General features: G+C 58.3%; 14 protein-coding genes. 4 read left to right on the forward strand and 10 right to left on the reverse strand.

The window, feature by feature from the left end:
* Nucleotides 1-81: 81 nt before the first annotated feature.
* From ASF70_RS00210 to ASF70_RS00225, 4 genes are all read right to left on the reverse strand, one after another.
* Entirely contained in the window at nt 82-1,440 is a 1,359-nt protein-coding gene (locus ASF70_RS00210; RefSeq protein ID WP_062576432.1) for a lipopolysaccharide biosynthesis protein, read from the reverse strand.
* The gene (locus ASF70_RS00215; RefSeq protein WP_062576434.1) at nt 1,430-2,509 is read right to left on the reverse strand and encodes a GNAT family N-acetyltransferase; all 1,080 of its coding nucleotides are present in this window, start codon (nt 2,507-2,509) and stop codon (nt 1,430-1,432) included. Before ASF70_RS00215 ends, ASF70_RS00210 begins: the two co-directional genes overlap by 11 nt.
* A 63-nt stretch (nt 2,510-2,572) precedes the next feature.
* On the reverse strand, nt 2,573-3,508 hold the full coding sequence (locus ASF70_RS00220; RefSeq protein ID WP_062576436.1) for a hypothetical protein: 936 nt from the start codon (nt 3,506-3,508) through the stop codon (nt 2,573-2,575).
* A gap of 229 nt (nt 3,509-3,737) precedes the next feature.
* Nucleotides 3,738-5,273: a GumC family protein gene (locus tag ASF70_RS00225; protein WP_062458979.1), complete on the reverse strand. Its 1,536-nt coding sequence runs from the start codon at nt 5,271-5,273 to the stop codon at nt 3,738-3,740.
* A 208-nt stretch (nt 5,274-5,481) separates the two neighbouring features.
* Here ASF70_RS00225 and ASF70_RS00230 point away from each other — a divergent pair, with 208 nt between their 5' ends.
* From ASF70_RS00230 to ASF70_RS00245, 4 genes are all read left to right on the forward strand, one after another.
* Nucleotides 5,482-6,777, forward strand: a complete 1,296-nt coding sequence (locus tag ASF70_RS00230) for an O-antigen ligase family protein (RefSeq protein ID WP_062576437.1) — start codon at nt 5,482-5,484, stop codon at nt 6,775-6,777.
* A 148-nt stretch (nt 6,778-6,925) separates the two neighbouring features.
* Nucleotides 6,926-8,080 (forward strand): glycosyltransferase family 4 protein, encoded by a 1,155-nt coding sequence (locus ASF70_RS00235; protein ID WP_244473906.1) that lies wholly within the window; start codon nt 6,926-6,928, stop codon nt 8,078-8,080.
* A gap of 149 nt (nt 8,081-8,229) precedes the next feature.
* The gene (locus ASF70_RS00240; RefSeq protein ID WP_062576439.1) at nt 8,230-9,414 is read left to right on the forward strand and encodes a glycosyltransferase family 4 protein; all 1,185 of its coding nucleotides are present in this window, start codon (nt 8,230-8,232) and stop codon (nt 9,412-9,414) included.
* Nucleotides 9,415-9,420: 6 nt separating this feature from the next.
* The gene (locus tag ASF70_RS00245) at nt 9,421-11,004 is read left to right on the forward strand and encodes a hypothetical protein (protein WP_156461708.1); all 1,584 of its coding nucleotides are present in this window, start codon (nt 9,421-9,423) and stop codon (nt 11,002-11,004) included.
* A 55-nt stretch (nt 11,005-11,059) separates the two neighbouring features.
* Here the strand turns inward: ASF70_RS00245 and ASF70_RS00250 are convergent, their stop codons facing one another.
* From ASF70_RS00250 to rutA, 6 genes are all read right to left on the reverse strand, one after another.
* Entirely contained in the window at nt 11,060-11,818 is a 759-nt protein-coding gene (locus tag ASF70_RS00250) for a WecB/TagA/CpsF family glycosyltransferase (protein ID WP_062576443.1), read from the reverse strand.
* Nucleotides 11,819-12,504: 686 nt separating this feature from the next.
* Entirely contained in the window at nt 12,505-13,026 is a 522-nt protein-coding gene (locus ASF70_RS00255) for a flavin reductase (RefSeq protein WP_062576445.1), read from the reverse strand.
* A gap of 39 nt (nt 13,027-13,065) precedes the next feature.
* On the reverse strand, nt 13,066-13,845 hold the full coding sequence (gene rutD, locus ASF70_RS00260) for a pyrimidine utilization protein D (RefSeq protein ID WP_062576447.1): 780 nt from the start codon (nt 13,843-13,845) through the stop codon (nt 13,066-13,068).
* 4 nt (nt 13,846-13,849) lie between these two features.
* Nucleotides 13,850-14,236 (reverse strand): pyrimidine utilization protein C, encoded by a 387-nt coding sequence (gene rutC, locus ASF70_RS00265; RefSeq protein WP_062576448.1) that lies wholly within the window; start codon nt 14,234-14,236, stop codon nt 13,850-13,852.
* A 26-nt stretch (nt 14,237-14,262) separates the two neighbouring features.
* On the reverse strand, nt 14,263-14,997 hold the full coding sequence (gene rutB / locus ASF70_RS00270; protein WP_062576451.1) for a pyrimidine utilization protein B: 735 nt from the start codon (nt 14,995-14,997) through the stop codon (nt 14,263-14,265).
* A complete protein-coding gene (rutA, locus tag ASF70_RS00275) occupies nt 14,994-16,085 on the reverse strand; it encodes a pyrimidine utilization protein A (RefSeq protein ID WP_062576453.1) in 1,092 nt (363 codons plus the stop codon). The genes rutB and rutA overlap by 4 nt, the downstream gene beginning before the upstream one ends.
* Nucleotides 16,086-16,128: the final 43 nt, after the last annotated feature.

Here is a 16,128-nt window from a genome sequence, read left to right on the forward strand (position 1 = left end):
GCGGAAGACTTCTAGATAGGATCTCCGGCTCCGAAATACACCCGCGAGACACAGCGGAAAGAATTCGCTGCAGCTCTTTTATCATGCCCGCCTCAGGATAAGCCGGAACATCGACGAATCGAACCCGGTCAGGGCTTTGTCCGCAATGCGCAAGACGATCGACTGAAGCGCGAAAGCGGCAGCGGTCGTCGCAACGGCGCCCATCACCCCGAAATGCGGGACGAACAGGAAGAAGCCGGCAATCCGCACCACGACGCACACGGCCATGATCTGGAGATAGCGTCCTTCGTGGCCTGCCAGAAGCAGCATGATCACAGAGGGCCTCGTCGTTCCGAGCGCCGCAGTGCCGAGGCAGAGGACCAGCAGTTCCGGGAAATACGCAGCATAGGGCTCGTTTATCAGCAGAAGGGCGAAATAGCCGCCGACCAGAATGCCGATCAGGCCGATCGCGCTGAAGGCAAGGGTTATCCAGGCAAGGCTATCGAGCATCTTGTTGAGGGCCCGCTGTTCTCCGCGATAGTAGAGCCCCGGGAGATGGCGCGTTCCGAAAAGATTGACCGAGTCCGCAGCGGCCGCGAACAAATTGGCGAGGCGAACCGTCACGAAATAGGCCCCTGCGATTACCGGGTCCATCAGATAGCCGATGATGATCACGTCTATGTACTGATTAGTAGCTTCGAGAGACGTCGCAAGCCAGAAGCGGACCGATCGCGGAAGCCATAGCCGGTAGTCCGCAACCGCACGGATACGGTTAAAGTCCGGAAAACGATGCAGGATTCGTCCGCGGATGAGATAGAGCTGCAGAAGGAGAGCAAGACCTGCTCCGACCGCCAAGGCCAGGAAGAGATGGGCCGTATCCGGGCGTGTCCCGCTGAAGAGACAGGCGAGCAGATAGAGGACGGGCACGCTCCCGACAATGGCGTTGCCCGCGCCGTCTCCCGAGGCAACGCCGATCTCGGTTCGCACAAGATGCATGCAGATCTGCAGCACGGAGACGATCATCATATAGATGACGCAGGTTATCGCTGTCTGGCCATCGACCAATGCGGAAGCCCAGAAATACTGACCGATCGCGACGATAACGGTGCCGCTGAGCGACAGAAGCAGCGTGAAGTAGAGCGCGCCTTTCAGCTTGGCGGCATTGCCTGCCGCCGTCATCTCGTTCCACATCCGCAGCACGAACGGCTCCTGTCCGGCGGCTGCCACGATGCAAAGCAGCCCCGCTGCGGAGTAGAGGATCGAGTAATGTCCGAACGCTTCGGGATCGAGAAGCCGAGCAGCAAGCGTGATCAGCGTGAAGTTGAGCAACACCATGCCGATCTTGACGCCGACGACGACAGCCATCCCGCCGATATCCGGCCGGCGGATAAGCGCGCCGATCCGACCGGCAAAGGTGCGGTGGGCAGCGGGCGCCACGTGGTCGGATGCATCACCGGACATTGGCGACCCCTTTTCTCAGGAAGTTTTTGAGCGGTTTCGCATGGTGATAAATGGCGGCGACCGCAGCACCCTTGAGTGACAGGGCTACGGTGATATTGCGCATCGTCGTTTCCGTCGGGCGAAAATGCGTTTTGTACCCGGGATCGCCGAGGCAGAGATCCATTACTCTGTGGCCGTCCTGGTGGCGCAGCTGTGCGACGCGGTAAAGGATCTGCATTCCGGCCGAGATTTTCTGATGCTTCTTGATGTCGGATGCAAGCAGCGTTGCGTGAAACTCGCCGTCGCCTGCCAGCCCGAACAGGGCAGCGACAGGTTCTCCAGCGAGATAGCTGACGTAGAGCACAGCTTCTCCTGAAGCCGCCGCTGCGACGGCATAATCACGATAGAGATCGAAATATTCATGGCGATCCAGCAGGTTCTCCGAATAACGGTCCTGTCGCGCCTCCCGAAGGAAGTCGAAGACCGCGCGGATTTCCTGCTCGTGCGTAATGGCTTTGTGCAGGTAGGGGCCGTAGGCTGCTTCCGTCTGTCGGTGCAACCTGCCAAGGTTCTTGGTGAAGTTGCGGTTCATCACCTTCAGGCGCCAATGGTCGAAATCGTCGCCGATATCGAACGCGTAGGCAGAGTTCTCTCCCCGGCTTTCGCGAGCCCCCTTGAACAGACGCTGGATGTCGAAGCCATCGGCACGAACCTTGCGGAACATCAGCAGGTCGGCACCGCGAAGCGTTTCGCGCAACGCCTTTAGAACGGCCGGTGATGCGGCGATCTGCTCGAAACGCTCCGCGTCGCAGACGATCGTGTTGTAGTCGCTGATACCGAAATCCGCAGGCTGGATTATCATCACCCCGGATGAGCGCTGCATCACGAGGGGAAGCACGGCAAGGAGACTGTCGTCGGCTTCGTTGCGGAACGTCACCGTCCGCTGCTTCGCGCCCAGGGAAGGACCGAGGCGCCGGTGCAGCATGTCGAGCCACATCGGCTCCTGAAAGGCAGTGCCCTTCCCTTCCGAATAGAGGCGGCGATATTCCGGCCCTGAAAAATCGAACGTCTCTTCTACGGTGACTTTCATGGATTCAGGGCTTTTCTCGATCGTACTCTGGCGGGGAATTGTCTTCAGCAGTTTGTCCTGTTCTCAGCTCAGTGCGACCCGACCGCCTTCGGCCGATGCATCAAGCTTGAAATCGCGCTTGATGACGACATCACCCTTTTTCTGCTTCCCAGCCTTCTTCCAGGCAAAGGCCGCCGCCGCCTTCGGATAGACATGCAGGCCCGAATTTTCGGTCGACAGTCCCTTCACGCCGAGCGTGCGGCGAAACACGCCGTTGCCATAATGGACCGCGTAGGAATTCCAGATCTGCTTCGTCCAATGCTCCATCGTCACGGAGATGTTCATGCAATCATGGTTCTGTACGCGATGCGGTGCATAAAGCGGCCATGTCACCATTTCTCCCGGATGCAGATCGACAGCCGTTGCGTATTCGTCGAACCACGTCTCGTAGGGCATTTTTTCATCGGTCTCGCGCAGCAGGATCTTCTCCACCTGCATCGGGCGCAGAAACACTTCCGAGCGCGGATAAAGATAGACGCGCTTGCTGCCCTCGATCTGCCAAAGCGACTGGCCCTGGATATCGGCGTGGTAAAAGACGTTGGCGTTGGGAGACGAGACCAGCACACCCAGGTTGCGCTTGAACGTCTCGAATCCCGGCATGCGGCCTGCGAATTCGGAAAAGATCGTGTCGAGCAAACGGCCATATTCCGGCGCCCAGTCCATCACGCGGCGAATGTTCATCCACATGCGGCCCTTTTCGACTGCAGCGAGTGCCTCAGCGCCCGAAATGCCGTTGCGGACGCCATAAAGTCGCGATGGGTTGGTGATGTCGTCGGACATGGATTCCAGCCCGAACTCGCTATCCGGGCAGCGTTCGATCAACTTGCCAACAGCCTCCCTCGAGAACACACCCGTTTCAAGGAGGCGATGATTGAGCTTGACGATCTCATTGCCGAACAAACGCGCGTGGCGGTCTTCCCAGTTGGCAATGATGTCCTTGTTCATGAGCATAGAATTCATTGAAATCCACTCCCTAACATCCGTTCGTCACCAAGGGTCGACAATCGGTCTTGATACTTTCAGGATATCTTCGCTGGAACAGATAAAGCGAAGGGCTGACCTTGCTCTCAGATACAGCACTCCGGCCAGCGATGAGTAAACGCGGGCTTTGTTCTTTCTAAATCGGTTAACATGGAGTGAGGCCGACCATTAAAATCCGCCCTATTCTCTCGGGCAGAACTGCGACTCATCAGGCGTCCGGGTTCCACCGATACGAGCGCGGCGCAGGCGATGGCTCGTCCGGGAGCATCGACAACAACGAACCGGTGCGTGGTGCAGGCTTGCGCTCGATCTCTTTCGGATAGTCTTCGTCCAGCGTCTCGGTGCGGGCGTGTTCCGGCCCCCGTTGCGGATGATTGACATCCATCGCGATGCCGAAAGCGAGCACGCCGAGTGCACCCAATGTCAGTCCGACTGCGGCGCCGAAAACGGCCGCCTGCGCGATGCTCGGCGGCCAGCTCCGCTCTCTTGGAGCGATGGGAGCAGAGATTACACGGAGATTGGTCGTATCGAGCTGTTGCCGTTCGGCTGCCATTCGCGCCCGTCCGAGAAAGGCTTCGTAGACTGCGGCTCTCGCAGATGCCTCTCTCGACAATTCCCTCAGACGCACCTGCGCATCGTTATCCGAGAACACACTGGTAGAAACGGTCTTCGATTCACCTTCGAGCTTTTCGACAACGGCCTTTGCCTGATCGTATTCGTTGCGGGCAGCAAGCGTCAGCCGGGACATTTCCCGGGCGATTTCCTGGTCGAGCGACTGCAGCCGCGACTGAACCGCGGCCCTCCTCGGATGCCTTGTACCGAACGTCAGCAACTGCTCGTCGGCTTCCTGCTTGAGGGTCGAATACTGGGCCCGCAGCGCGGCAAGCGTTGCGGACTGCATCGCCAAGGAATCGTTGCCACCAGCAAGCATCTGCTTGTAGCGCGAGTCAGCGGCGATCAGACGTTCGCGAGCCTCGCGCAACTGGGTGTCGACCTGGACCATGGAACGGCTGCTAGAAAGCTCGCCTTGCGAAGAGCGAAGGCCGCTTTCGCGCCGAAATGTTTCGACGGCCTCTTCGGCCTCGATGACACCCTTCTTCAGCTCGGTGAGCCGTGCAAGAAGCGAGTCTGTCGTTCTCTTCGCGCCGTCGACATCGCCGGCATTGAGTTCGGCCTTGAATTCCTCGATCAGCGCTTGCGAAATCCGAATGGATTTCTCGGCATCCCATGTCCAGACCGACATGAACAGCACGAAGGATTTCTCATCCCGCTGGGCTGCAAGTCTCTTGTTGAGAGATTCCAGCGCGATGATTCTCGGATCGACCGGCGTCGCGGGTCCACCGAAGCTGAACAGACTAAAACCGCCAGCTGGAACGAATTCGATGTCGTTGGTAAGATCGAGCTTTTCGATCACCCGGAGAAGCACGTTGCGCGACAGCAGGGTTTGAAGCTTGCTGTCGGCGTTGAGGAGCAGCGTTTCGCGCATGTCGTTGCGCGAACCCGTCTCTTCGCCCACGATCTGCAGACCGGCGGGATCGATGACGAGTTCGCTCGTCACCGTATAACGCGGCTTGGAAATGACCGTGTAGGAAACTGCAAGTACCAATCCGATGAGGGCAGCTGCGACGATCCAGCGGAATTTTTGGCGCAGCCAATAGGCCAGCCGCCCCAGATCGATCTGAAGGTAGTTTGTCAGCCCTTCAGGTGCGGAGCTGTTCGACCGAGCTGGATATGGAGGCTGCATTCGGTTCACGTCTCACGGCTAATGGCAGAGCACCGGCTCTCTCATTCCACCGCATTTATCACAGCCTGTGCTTAAGATTGTTTTAAGCCAAGCCTGACCGATCGAACGGATAACCTTGCCGACGACCCGCCGCTTAATGCCGGTTTAAGGGTTTCAGGAGTAGGGACTTTGAGGCATTTGGATTAACGGATACGAGGCGGATTTTGAAATGGCGCATCGCTATATCGCACCGGCCATGTTCCTGCTTCTGCTTCTTTCCATGTGGGTGCCGGCCGAAGAGCTGAAGCTGCCCTCCTGGACGGAGCAGGCCCGTTATCTCGTCTTCCTGATGCTCTCCGGCTGGATCGTCGTGGTGGCGTTTATCAAGGTGGGGCTCAGGATCCCCTCCGGCATAGAATGCACCCTGCTTGCAGCGTTCCTACTCTATGTCAGTTTTTCCGCGGTGTGGGGCGTGCAAAGTGCCGATAGCTACATCAAGGCAATCCTGATCTTCAACGCGCTGGTGACGTCGCTTGCGATCGCCAACACGCTGACGCTCGAACAGTCGCTACGGGTCATGTTCGCGGCGCTCTCCACCTTCGTTGTCGTCTGCGTTCTGGTCGCGCTGCTGGTCCCTTCGATCGGTGTCGACAGCAGCTGGGAGCATGCGGGAAAGTGGCGCGGCATTGCCGGGCAAAAGAACGGGCTCGCAGCATATGCGGCCTACGCGCTGATCGCGGGCGTTGGTCTTCCCCTGCGCCAACGCGTCACGCCGCTCGCGCAATGGGGCGCGCTTGTCGGTCGTATCGCAATGGTCGGGATCGCCTTGCTCGCGGTCTATATGGCAGGGTCGCGCGGCGGCCAGCTTATTTCAGTTCTGGGCGTCGCATCGATTGTGATTTCCAGACTGCCAAAGCTCCTCCAGAGACTAGCACTGCTCACCGGTCTCCTGTTCGCGATACCGATCATCAATCTCGTCTCCACGACGTTCGTGGTCGATGCCGACAAGATCGGCGTTGCAGGCATCACTGTCGATACCAACAGCCGCATGAAGATCTGGAGCTACGGCTTCCGTGAATTGCAGGGACGCGAGATCTTCGGCTTCGGCCTTGACAGCTTCTGGACTCCGGAACGCCTGACGAGCTTCAAAAGCGTCTATGGCTGGGTGCTCGACAACTTCCACAACGGCTATATCACGCTCATCATCGAAGGCGGCATCGCCGGCTTCCTGCTGTTTCTCGCAGCACTGTCAGCGACCTATCTTCTGCTCGTCGTATCGGTCGGAAATGTCAGAGACAAGTTCATCGGCCTGTCGTTTGCCTACGTCAACATGTACACCGTCAACAACCTCGTCGAGAACGAAATCGGTCGGTCGACGTCTCTCCTGATCTTCATCTTTCTCATCCTTGTCTTCTCGATCAGGCGACAAGTGTACCAGCACTATCCAGGACTTCAGAAAGCAGACGCAGCCTATCTGCATGGCGGCGTCCGAGTTCATCGCGGTCGTTTGCCGGCATCAATTTAAGAAGTGAAATAATACGTTTACGATACCCGCACAAATCATCGTTACTGTTGGAAACGATGCTGTTAGCCTATTGTTTAGACGAACAATCTACTATTGCCCCACCAATTAGGAGTTGAAATTGTCCAACCGAGCCAGGCAGCCGAGGCGTGTGCTTTTTCTGCAAACTCAGGCGGAATTGGCGGGCGCGCAGGAGATCTCGCGGCTTCTCGGCCAGGAGCTTTCGCGTGGGCAACTGACGGGCGTGCCGGAATACGAAACGCACCATCTTTTCCTGTACCGGAAGACCGATGGCTGCGATCACTTCCCCAATGTCCATTTTGCAGCACCCCGCAGGCCTCAAAGCCTTGGCGAATGTCTCGCCTTCGCGCGTAATTTTTTCTCCATCGTGCGCAAGATCAAGCCGGATACGATGTTGACCTTTCAGCACTACGGCAATGTGCTCGGTGCACTTGTCGGGCGGGCAATGGGCATTCCCTATATCGTCGCAAATCAGGTGTCCTCGCCCGCAACCGTGAACCGCTTTGTTGGCTTGGCCGATCGCATCCTCGGCACACTTGGTTTCTATGACGTGATAACCGTCAACTCCCATGCGACCTGGAATTACTTCCAGTCCTATGCACGAAGCTACCGCAAACGGCTGGTCCATATTCCGCATGGCTTTGCGCAGAAAACCACGTCGTTATCGAAAGAGAAGGCAAGGGACTGTTTCGATCTGCCCAAGGATGTGACGATCATGGGAACGGTCGCCCGGTTGCATCCTCTGAAGCGCATTGATCTGGCAATCTCAACGCTGCCGCATGTGCCAAGTCTGCACCTGGCCATTGCCGGCCAAGGCCCACACAGAGAATGCCTCGAGGCTCTCGCCCATACGCTTGGCGTTGCAGACCGTGTCCATTTCGCAGGAGAGGTCAACCCGGAGCAAATCGGGACTTTCCTTGCGTGTCTCGACGTCTTCGCGTTTCCGACGGCCGCAGAGACATTCGGGCTTGCAGCCGTTGAGGCTGCGCAGGCAGGCGTGCCTGTCATCGCGAACGACCTGCCGGTGCTGCGCGAAGTCCTGCAGGTGGAGCGATCCGCCTGTGCCCTCTTCGTCGATGCCGAAAACACTGATAAATTCGTCAGCTGCATCGAGTTGCTGCTTGCAGACAAGGCGCTGTACGACCGGCTCTCCGCATCGGGACGCGAACTCGCCGAACGTTACTCTCTCAATCTGATGGTCAGCGAGTATACAAAGATCATCATCAAGAGCAACGCTGAAAAAGGGGCTCCCCGCCGCTCTTCTGCGTTCAAGACGTCGAGTTGAGGTCATGCGCCGCGCAAAACGTCCGCGCCTCACGACTCCCAAGAAAATCCCAGTAATACGCAGTATCGTTCGAATGCTAAGTATCGTGTTTAGCCTCTCTTGAGCTTTCGCTGTCTTTATCGTCACTATACGAGTGAACCGGAAAACCTATGGCCGAGAGCGCGCAGCGACGTCCGACACGTCTTCTCTTTATCCAGACGCAAGCTGAAGCAGCGGGCGCTCAGGAGATCACGCGCCTTCTCGCCGAACAGCTGTCGAAACCAGCGATTTCCGGACAGCCCGAATTCGAGGCGCATCACCTGTTCCTCTATCGCAAGACCAGCGGCTGCGACCACTTCGAAAATGCGCATTTTGCGGCCGATCCGAGACCGCAGGGGATTTCGCAGAACCTTGCCATGCTTCGTCGTCTGTCGCAGCTCGTGCGCACGATAAAGCCCGACGTGATGCTGACCTTTCAGCATTTCGGCAATGTTGTCGCAGCTCCGGTCGGTCGCTTGCTCGGCGTACCACTGATCATTGCCAACCACGTCTCACCGCAGGCGACGATTTCCCGGCCGGTCGCCCTTGTCGATAAGGTGCTTGGCATTGCCGGCTGCTACGACGAGATCACTGTAAATTCGAAGGCCACCTGGCTGGACTACCAAGGACACCCGGCATCCTACAAGCGTCGACTGACCTATGTTCCGCACGGCTTTGCCGACAGAACCGTTTCGATGACGCAGCAGGAAGCGCGGGCAAAATTCGGCCTTCCAGCCGACGTCCCGATCATCGGAAGCGTCGCCCGTCTCAACGCCATCAAACGAATTGATCTCGCCATCAGATTGTTGCCGGTCATGCCGGATGTCCATCTGGCACTGGCAGGTCAGGGACCGGAAGCGCCACGACTGCGAGCTCTCGGCGCAGAACTCGGCGTTTCGGATCGGCTTCATTTCGCAGGCGAGATGCCGTCCAGCGAAATCGGCGCCTTCCTGAAAAGCCTCGACGTCTTCGTTTTCCCGACGTCTGGAGAGACGTTCGGCCTCGCGCCGGTGGAAGCCGCTCAGGCCGGCATTCCGGTTGTGAGTTCCGACCTGTCCGTCATGCGAGAAGTCTTGCAGGTCAGGGGAGAGCCCTGTGCCCTTTTCGTCGATACGACCGATACGGCGTCATTTGCAAAAGTAGTTCGCGCTGTACTTTCCGATCCCCTTCTGCGGCAAAGGCTATCGGAGTGCGGGCAGCGGCTGCGCGAACAACACTCGCTCGATGCAATGGTCGACGGCTACCGTCGCCTGATCCGCCGACAGCCGAAAACATCGGAAGACAGGTTGCACGCGTCCGGACAGCTTCAGAAATAAATGACGATGGACAGCGTTTCAAACTCCGTCCCTCCGCTGACCATCGAGATTGTGGCGGAGCGCTCCTCCACATCGGCGTGGATACAGTGGCTCTGCCGTCGGCTTGAGCAGCGCGCCGCCGGTACCACGGTGCGCCTTCAATTGGTCCAAGGGGCTGATCAGGCAGCGCAGCCTGCCCTCGAAAGCCTTTTGCAGCTTGAGAAGATGGTGCTTCGACGCCACCAGCCGTGCCTCTGCGACCGTATTGAGCCGGATGCGTTGGCGGACTGGCGAACCCGGTCGGACAACGCAGCTCCGGATATTGTCATCGACCTCACATCGAACCGGAGCGCATCCCCCCGATCGACACGGATCTATCGGCCGTTGTTCAACGGCCACGCCGGTGAATTCAGTCTCGCTTCGGCGCTGTTTTTCGAGGGAACACCGCATATCGAGATTGAGTGCACCCTGCCTTCCGGCGAGCGCTGGATTGTTGCCGATGGCTTTGCGTCCCTCGAAGCTGCGGCTGGTATCGGTGGCGCGATGGAAGCCGTTTGGTCACGGACAGCCATCCTTCTCATCAAGTCTTTGCCGGAAGAACCGCGTGCGCCGCGTATTGCAGACAACACGGCCCAGCCACACGCACGCGCTATCAGCCGCAAAGCGGTGACTGTTCGTAGCGCCAAGATGCTGGCATCTGCCGCGGCCCGCGCTGCCTATCGGCTATGCTGCCACGCTCCCCACTGGCGCATCGGCTGGCGTCGGGTCGCCTCTGACAATGACGTTTGGCAACGACGCGACCTCGGCGGGACACCCTGGGAGGTTCTCGCGGACCCGATCGACCATTTTTACGCAGACCCGTTTCCGTTTCGTTGGCAGGGCAAGGACTATCTCTTCTTCGAGGATCTTGATCAGAAGACCCAAAAGGGCATCATCAGCGTCGTCGAGTTTGACGAACAAGGACGGCCGGGCCCAGCCATCCCTGTTCTGGAAGAGACCTGGCACCTGTCTTATCCGTTCCTCATCGAAGCGGATGGTGAGATCTGGATGGTTCCGGAGGCGTCTCTCAGCGGCGAGATTTCCATCTACAGGGCAACGCGCTTTCCGTTCGGCTGGGAAAAACACGCGACACTTGTTTCCGGCAGCGAGGCCGCCGATGCGACGATCATCCAGCACGCGGGAAAGTTCTGGATGTTCGCTGTGACAAGGGATGGTATCGGCGGCTATTCCGATACGCTGTGCTTATGGTCGGCGGAAACGCTTCTCGGCCCCTGGCGACCGCACGCCGTGAACCCGCTTGTCATCAACGACCGATCCGCGAGACCCGCGGGCAACATGATATGGCGCGACGGCAAACTGCTGCGTCCCGTGCAGGATTGCCGCAACGGCTATGGGGCAGCTTTGAGCCTTGCCGAAGTGACGCGCCTGGATGACGAACGGTTCGATCAGGTGATCGTAAAGCACTTGAGCCCCGGCAAGCACTGGCCCGGCCGAAAGCTGCATACGTTGAATGGCAATGGTTACATGGAAGCGATTGACGGAAGCATTATCCGCCCAAAATGGTCGTTCGCGGCCGGCATCGTCGACAATTTCTACAAACCTGGCGAGTGACTCGGCTCGTAATGAGCGCATCAATGACCTGCCTTTATCGGAAGGCAGCACCCGATCAATTCGAGTGGGTGAACAGCGCGCGAATGGCAGCCGGGTTTGACAGCAGATACCGCATCGTCAGCCGGCGCGGCTCATTATACATCCGGTAGGCCCACTCCAACCCGTACCGCTGCATCCACAACGGCGCGCGGGCGTTTTTCCCCGAGACGAAGTCGAACAGACCGCCTGAGGTCTTGATCACACCGACAGATCGCAACCGGTCGATGTTCCGGCTGACAAAGGCCTGCTCAAGTGGAAAGCCCAACCCGATCCATAGAATATCGGGCTTGCTTGCCTGGATGTCGGCGATCACCGCATCCTCTTCGCCACGCTTGAAGTAGCCGTTTCTGCGCCCAGCGAAGGTTAGGTTTGGATACCTGGTCCGCATTGCGGCGACTGCCTTGGCGTTGACCTCTTCGGTTCCGCCGAGAAAATAGAAACTGACACCTGCCCGCTCTGCCTTGAGTGCCACTGACTGCACGAGATCGGTCGTCGCGATCCGTTCGGATACAGGATGCGACGAAAACATTCTGGAATACATGATCATGGGCATGCCATCGGCGTGGATCTGGTCGGCTTCCAGCATCAACTCCTGGAAGTCGGCCTTCTTCGCGCACATCGCGATCACCTGTCCGTTTGCCGAGGTGGAATAGAACGGCTTGGCACTGCTGCCCCGGTGAAGGAGCGCTTCATCGATGAAACCCTGCGCCGCCTCATCCATGCTGCAGCGGACAACGGGAAGACCGCCAAGCAGCGTCGTGGGCCACTGGCCCATCGTGCTTTCCTGTGCGTAAACGTCGCCAGGATGTAGTGATGGCTTACCCATATCTGCCTCGTTTGGAAGGTCAGACCACGGCTTGCGGGGACCTTTCTACGATGAGATATAGCCCTCGCCGTCCATCACTCAATTGATATGTAGTGCGATAGTTAATTCTGAAACAATGTCAGAACTCGTTGAAAAACAACGCGAATGAGGTGGTTGATATTCACTCAGATGCTTACCAAAAAGGACCATGCACGTGGGTGTGCGTTCCAATTCGGGACAACCTCGCCGTTCACCTGAAAAGCGTCGATCCATGAGAATCAGAGTGCTTGAACGCTGACCATACGGGGCCCCGAGACATATTCGCGCGGCATTCTCGGGAACCCGGTCGGTCGCAGGAGATCTCGATGACCGGATCGGTTTAAAGTCTGCCGGTGAACATCGATTTTCTACCGCAGAAGAAACGTCTTAACGGTTGCCGTTTCTGTACGCGTTTCGGCGGCTTTTCCGCTGCTGCTTCCGGCGGTCACGCGCGGTATAGACGACGGCCGCGACGACAATCGCGATTTCCGCGACAGCTGCCAGGCACCACATTGTGCTTCCCATGAACTCCTGCCCTTACGTTCAGACCATGCGCTTTGACCTCGGGCGATCATCCGAGCATTGCTCGTCTGAACAAACCCCAATGTCACTCCCCACTAAAGCGCGTGATACTTTCGATCGAGATAGATAAGCGACTGACCAACCTTTGGCTGCACCGTGGTGAGCACTTCGCAGATCAGGATGTCATGCGTGTGACCGTCGGCAACGGACACAACGCGGCAATCGAAACAGACGAGAGCGTCGTCGAGTGCCGGGCTGCCCGTTGTTAGTGGCGCCCACGTTGCTCCGGCAAACCGTTCATCGACGGGCGTCTTGCCCCCGAAAAGCTGGCTGAGGTCTGCATGGTCGGCCGAGAGGACGTTGACGCAGAGGACGCCGTTTTCCTTAAGCGGCAAATAGGCGCTCGAGGTTCGGTTGAGGCAAACGAGAAGCGTCGGGGGACTGTCGGAAACGCTGCAAACTGCGGTGGCGGCAAATCCGGCACGGCCACCCGGTCCATCCGTGGTGACGATATGAACGGCGGCGCCGAGGCGCGACATCGCGTTTCGGAAGTTCATCCGTGCGTCAACGACTTCTGGATTAACGTCGAGCGCAGGGGCAGATGCATTCACGGACATGGCTATCTCAAAACTTTCAGCTCGAGCGTACAGATGAAATCAAACCCGGCTTAGAAAATCTACCACGAGTTTGTTGAATTTCGGTGCATCAACGATATTCACCGCATGTGCGCCGAAATCCAGCAAAGCGAGTTCGGCATTGGGCATCATGTTCGAAAGCCGTACCGAGCGGGTGTAGGGCACAAGGAGATCATCCTTCGTGGCGACCAGCAAGGTCTGATGGGTGATTTCGGCAAGCCGGTCGCCGATGTCGAAGCTTCTCAGAGCTGCAATGCGCCTCATGATGTTCTGCTCGCCCTGAAAATGGGCCGCTGCATGCGCCTCCTCGGCATTCATGCGTTCGGCGTTTTCAGACATCCAGACGGCCGGATAGAGAAACAGCGGTTGCGCCTTCACGAAGGCCGGGACGCCGGAGTTTTTGAGAAGCGCAATCCGCACGTCGAAACAGCGGCCGGAATGCGGATCGGCCTTGTCCCATGCATTGATCAGCACAAGCCTGTCGATCACCTCCGGCTGGCGTGCGGCGATCTCGAGCCCGATTAGACCACCAAGCGCATGGCCCATGAAGCTGAATGTCTTGAGGCCGAGCTCTTCCGCGAGCTTCATGACGTCATCCGCCATGGCCGCGATGCCGCCTTGCTCGGGCACCTCGCCAGGGGAACGGCCAGTTCCCAAGTGATCGTAGGTGATCACCCGGAAATGCTCGGAAAGCGCCTCGATCTGCGGCGTCCAGTAGGTGCCGCTGCCGCCGAGGCCGGAGGACAGAATGATGGTCGGCGCGTCCTCTCCCGACGCGCCAAAAATATCGTAATGAACCATGCCGTTACTTGCCGATGTGGGCGACTGTGGCGATCTCAACGAGAGCGTCCGGCTTCACCAGGCCGCACTGAACGCAATACCTGGCCGGCTTGTCGCCCGGGAAATACTCCGCATAGACCTTGTTCACGGCCTGATAATTCGCCCAGTCGGTGATGAAGATATGGTTCATCGTGACGTCCTCCATCGTGCCGCCGGCGGTCTCGATGACGGTTTTGATGACCTCCAGGACGTGACGGGTCTGTGCTCCGGCATCACCCACATGGACGACGTCGTTGTTCTTGTCGAAGGGCAAGGTCCCCGAGACGTAGACAATGCCGTCTGCCAGCGTTCCCGGCGAATAGGGCGCGATCGGCTTCTGGGTTCCTTCCGGAACGATGATCGACTTTGGCATTCCGTTCTCCTCTTTGTTTTTCAAATTCACATATCGGTCGGAGCGGCCTGGCTGATGGCGCCACAGAAATCATTGACGGTCGCGACCCAGCCGAAGAATTTCTCGACATTGTAGACGGTCGCCTGCTGGATGAAGTCCGGCCCCAGATGATGGGTCGCATCCTCCAGCATCACACCGAAATATTCGAGGTGGAACGCGTCCCGCAGCGAGCTTTCGACACAGACATTGGTGGCGATGCCGACAAAGACGAGATTGCGGATGCCGCGTGCGCGCAGCACGCTGTCCATATTCGTGTTGAAGAAGCCCGAGTAGCGGGTCTTCGGCACGAGGATGTCGCCCGGCTTCGGTTGCAGCTCGTCAACAATCGCGTAATCCCAGGTGCCCTTGGCAAGAAGCTGGCCCTGCAGTTCCGGCCGCGCCCGCATGGTCTTCAGCGCATTCGACTTGTGCCAGTTAGGAGAACCGGGACCGCCGGCTTCCACATAATCCTTGTCCCAGCCGTTCTGGAAATAGATGACCTGCACGCCGTTCTCGCGCGCTGCATCCAGCGTCTTCTTGATGTTGGCGATCGTGCCCTTGGCGCCGGCGATGTCGAAGCCGGCAAGATCGACATAGCCGCCTTCTGTCGAATAGGCGTTCTGCATGTCGACGACGACGACAGCGGTTTCCGATGGCTTCATCGAGATCGGTTCCGGGCGCGCCGGAAGCGTCACGCTTTCCAGACGGCTTGCCGGTGCCTGATATCCTGCGACAGCAGTCATTCCGCAGCCTCCAGTTCCATCTTGATGTGCTGGCGGCTCTTCATCAGCGGCTGCACGAATTGTCCGAACTTTTCGATCCCTTCGAGAAAATCGTCGAAGGTCAGCATGACACCACCGGTGCCCGGCACTTCGGCCATTTCGTCCAGCATTGCTGCGACTTCGGCGTAGGAGCCGATGATCGTTCCCATGTTGATGTTGACCGCCGAAACCGGGTTTGCCATGTGGCGGACATTGGTATCGGAGCCGGACTTGGTATCGACCGCGCTCTGAAGGCCAAGCCACTTGATCGCATCCTGATCGGCACCGGCCTTGTAATGCTCCCACTTGGCCCAGGCATCCTCGGATTTCTCCTCGGCAAGAACCATGGTCAGCACGAACGAGCGCACGTCGCGGCCGGTCTTTTCGGTGGCGGCCAGCAGGCGTTCGTTTGTCGGGGCGAAGGCCTTCGGCGTGTTGACGCCGACGCCGAAGCAAAAGCTGTAGTCGGCATATTCGGCCGAGAAGGCCATGCCGGCATTGGACGAGCCGGCGCAGATCACCTTCACATCCCCTTCCGGGATCGGCTTCATGCGGCAGTCGTCCATCTGGAAATACTTGCCCTTGAGATCCGACTGACCGGTGGCCAGCAGTTCCTTCAAAACGGTCGTGTATTCGCCGAGATAGGCATAGCGATCGGCGAAATAGTCGTCTCCGGGCCAGAGGCCCATCTGGCTGTATTCGGGGCGCTGCCAGCCGGTGATCAGATTGATGCCGAAGCGTCCGCCGGAAATGCTGTCGATCGTCGTTGCCATGCGCGCAACGATTGCCGGTGGCATGATCAGGGTTGCGGCCGTGCCGAACAGCTTGATCTTGGAAGTGACGGCGGCAAGGCCTGCCATCAGCGTGAAGGATTCCAGATTGTAGTCCCAGAATTCCGTCTTGCCGCCGAAGCCGCGCAGCTTGATCATCGACAGCGCGAAATCAAACCCGTATTTTTCGGCCTTGAGCGTGATTTCCTTGTTCAGCTCGAACGACGGCTTGTACTGCGGTGCGTTTTCCGAAAGCAGCCAACCGTTGTTGCCGATTGGGATGAAGACTCCGACTTCCATATTCCGATCCTTCCATGCTGGATTTCCAGGCAATGCGATAAAC

The sequence above is a fragment of the Rhizobium sp. Leaf321 genome, from assembly GCF_001423215.1.
GTDB lineage: Bacteria > Pseudomonadota > Alphaproteobacteria > Rhizobiales > Rhizobiaceae > Neorhizobium > Neorhizobium soli.

Bases quoted from the DNA above. Each gene is read 5' to 3' on its own strand.
- rutC (WP_062576448.1), bottom strand. From the start codon at position 14,236: ATGCCAAAGTCGATCATCGTTCCGGAAGGAACCCAGAAGCCGATCGCG.
- rutD (WP_062576447.1), bottom strand. From the start codon at position 13,845: ATGGTTCATTACGATATTTTTGGCGCGTCGGGAGAGGACGCGCCGACC.
- ASF70_RS00215 (WP_062576434.1), bottom strand. From the start codon at position 2,509: ATGAAAGTCACCGTAGAAGAGACGTTCGATTTTTCAGGGCCGGAATAT.
- rutA (WP_062576453.1), bottom strand. From the start codon at position 16,085: ATGGAAGTCGGAGTCTTCATCCCAATCGGCAACAACGGTTGGCTGCTT.
- ASF70_RS00225 (WP_062458979.1), bottom strand. From the start codon at position 5,273: ATGCAGCCTCCATATCCAGCTCGGTCGAACAGCTCCGCACCTGAAGGG.
- ASF70_RS00250 (WP_062576443.1), bottom strand. From the start codon at position 11,818: ATGGGCCAGTGGCCCACGACGCTGCTTGGCGGTCTTCCCGTTGTCCGC.
- ASF70_RS00210 (WP_062576432.1), bottom strand. From the start codon at position 1,440: ATGTCCGGTGATGCATCCGACCACGTGGCGCCCGCTGCCCACCGCACC.
- ASF70_RS00230 (WP_062576437.1), top strand. From the start codon at position 5,482: ATGGCGCATCGCTATATCGCACCGGCCATGTTCCTGCTTCTGCTTCTT.
- rutB (WP_062576451.1), bottom strand. From the start codon at position 14,997: ATGACTGCTGTCGCAGGATATCAGGCACCGGCAAGCCGTCTGGAAAGC.
- ASF70_RS00255 (WP_062576445.1), bottom strand. From the start codon at position 13,026: ATGTCCGTGAATGCATCTGCCCCTGCGCTCGACGTTAATCCAGAAGTC.
- ASF70_RS00245 (WP_156461708.1), top strand. From the start codon at position 9,421: ATGGACAGCGTTTCAAACTCCGTCCCTCCGCTGACCATCGAGATTGTG.
- ASF70_RS00240 (WP_062576439.1), top strand. From the start codon at position 8,230: ATGGCCGAGAGCGCGCAGCGACGTCCGACACGTCTTCTCTTTATCCAG.
- ASF70_RS00220 (WP_062576436.1), bottom strand. From the start codon at position 3,508: ATGAATTCTATGCTCATGAACAAGGACATCATTGCCAACTGGGAAGAC.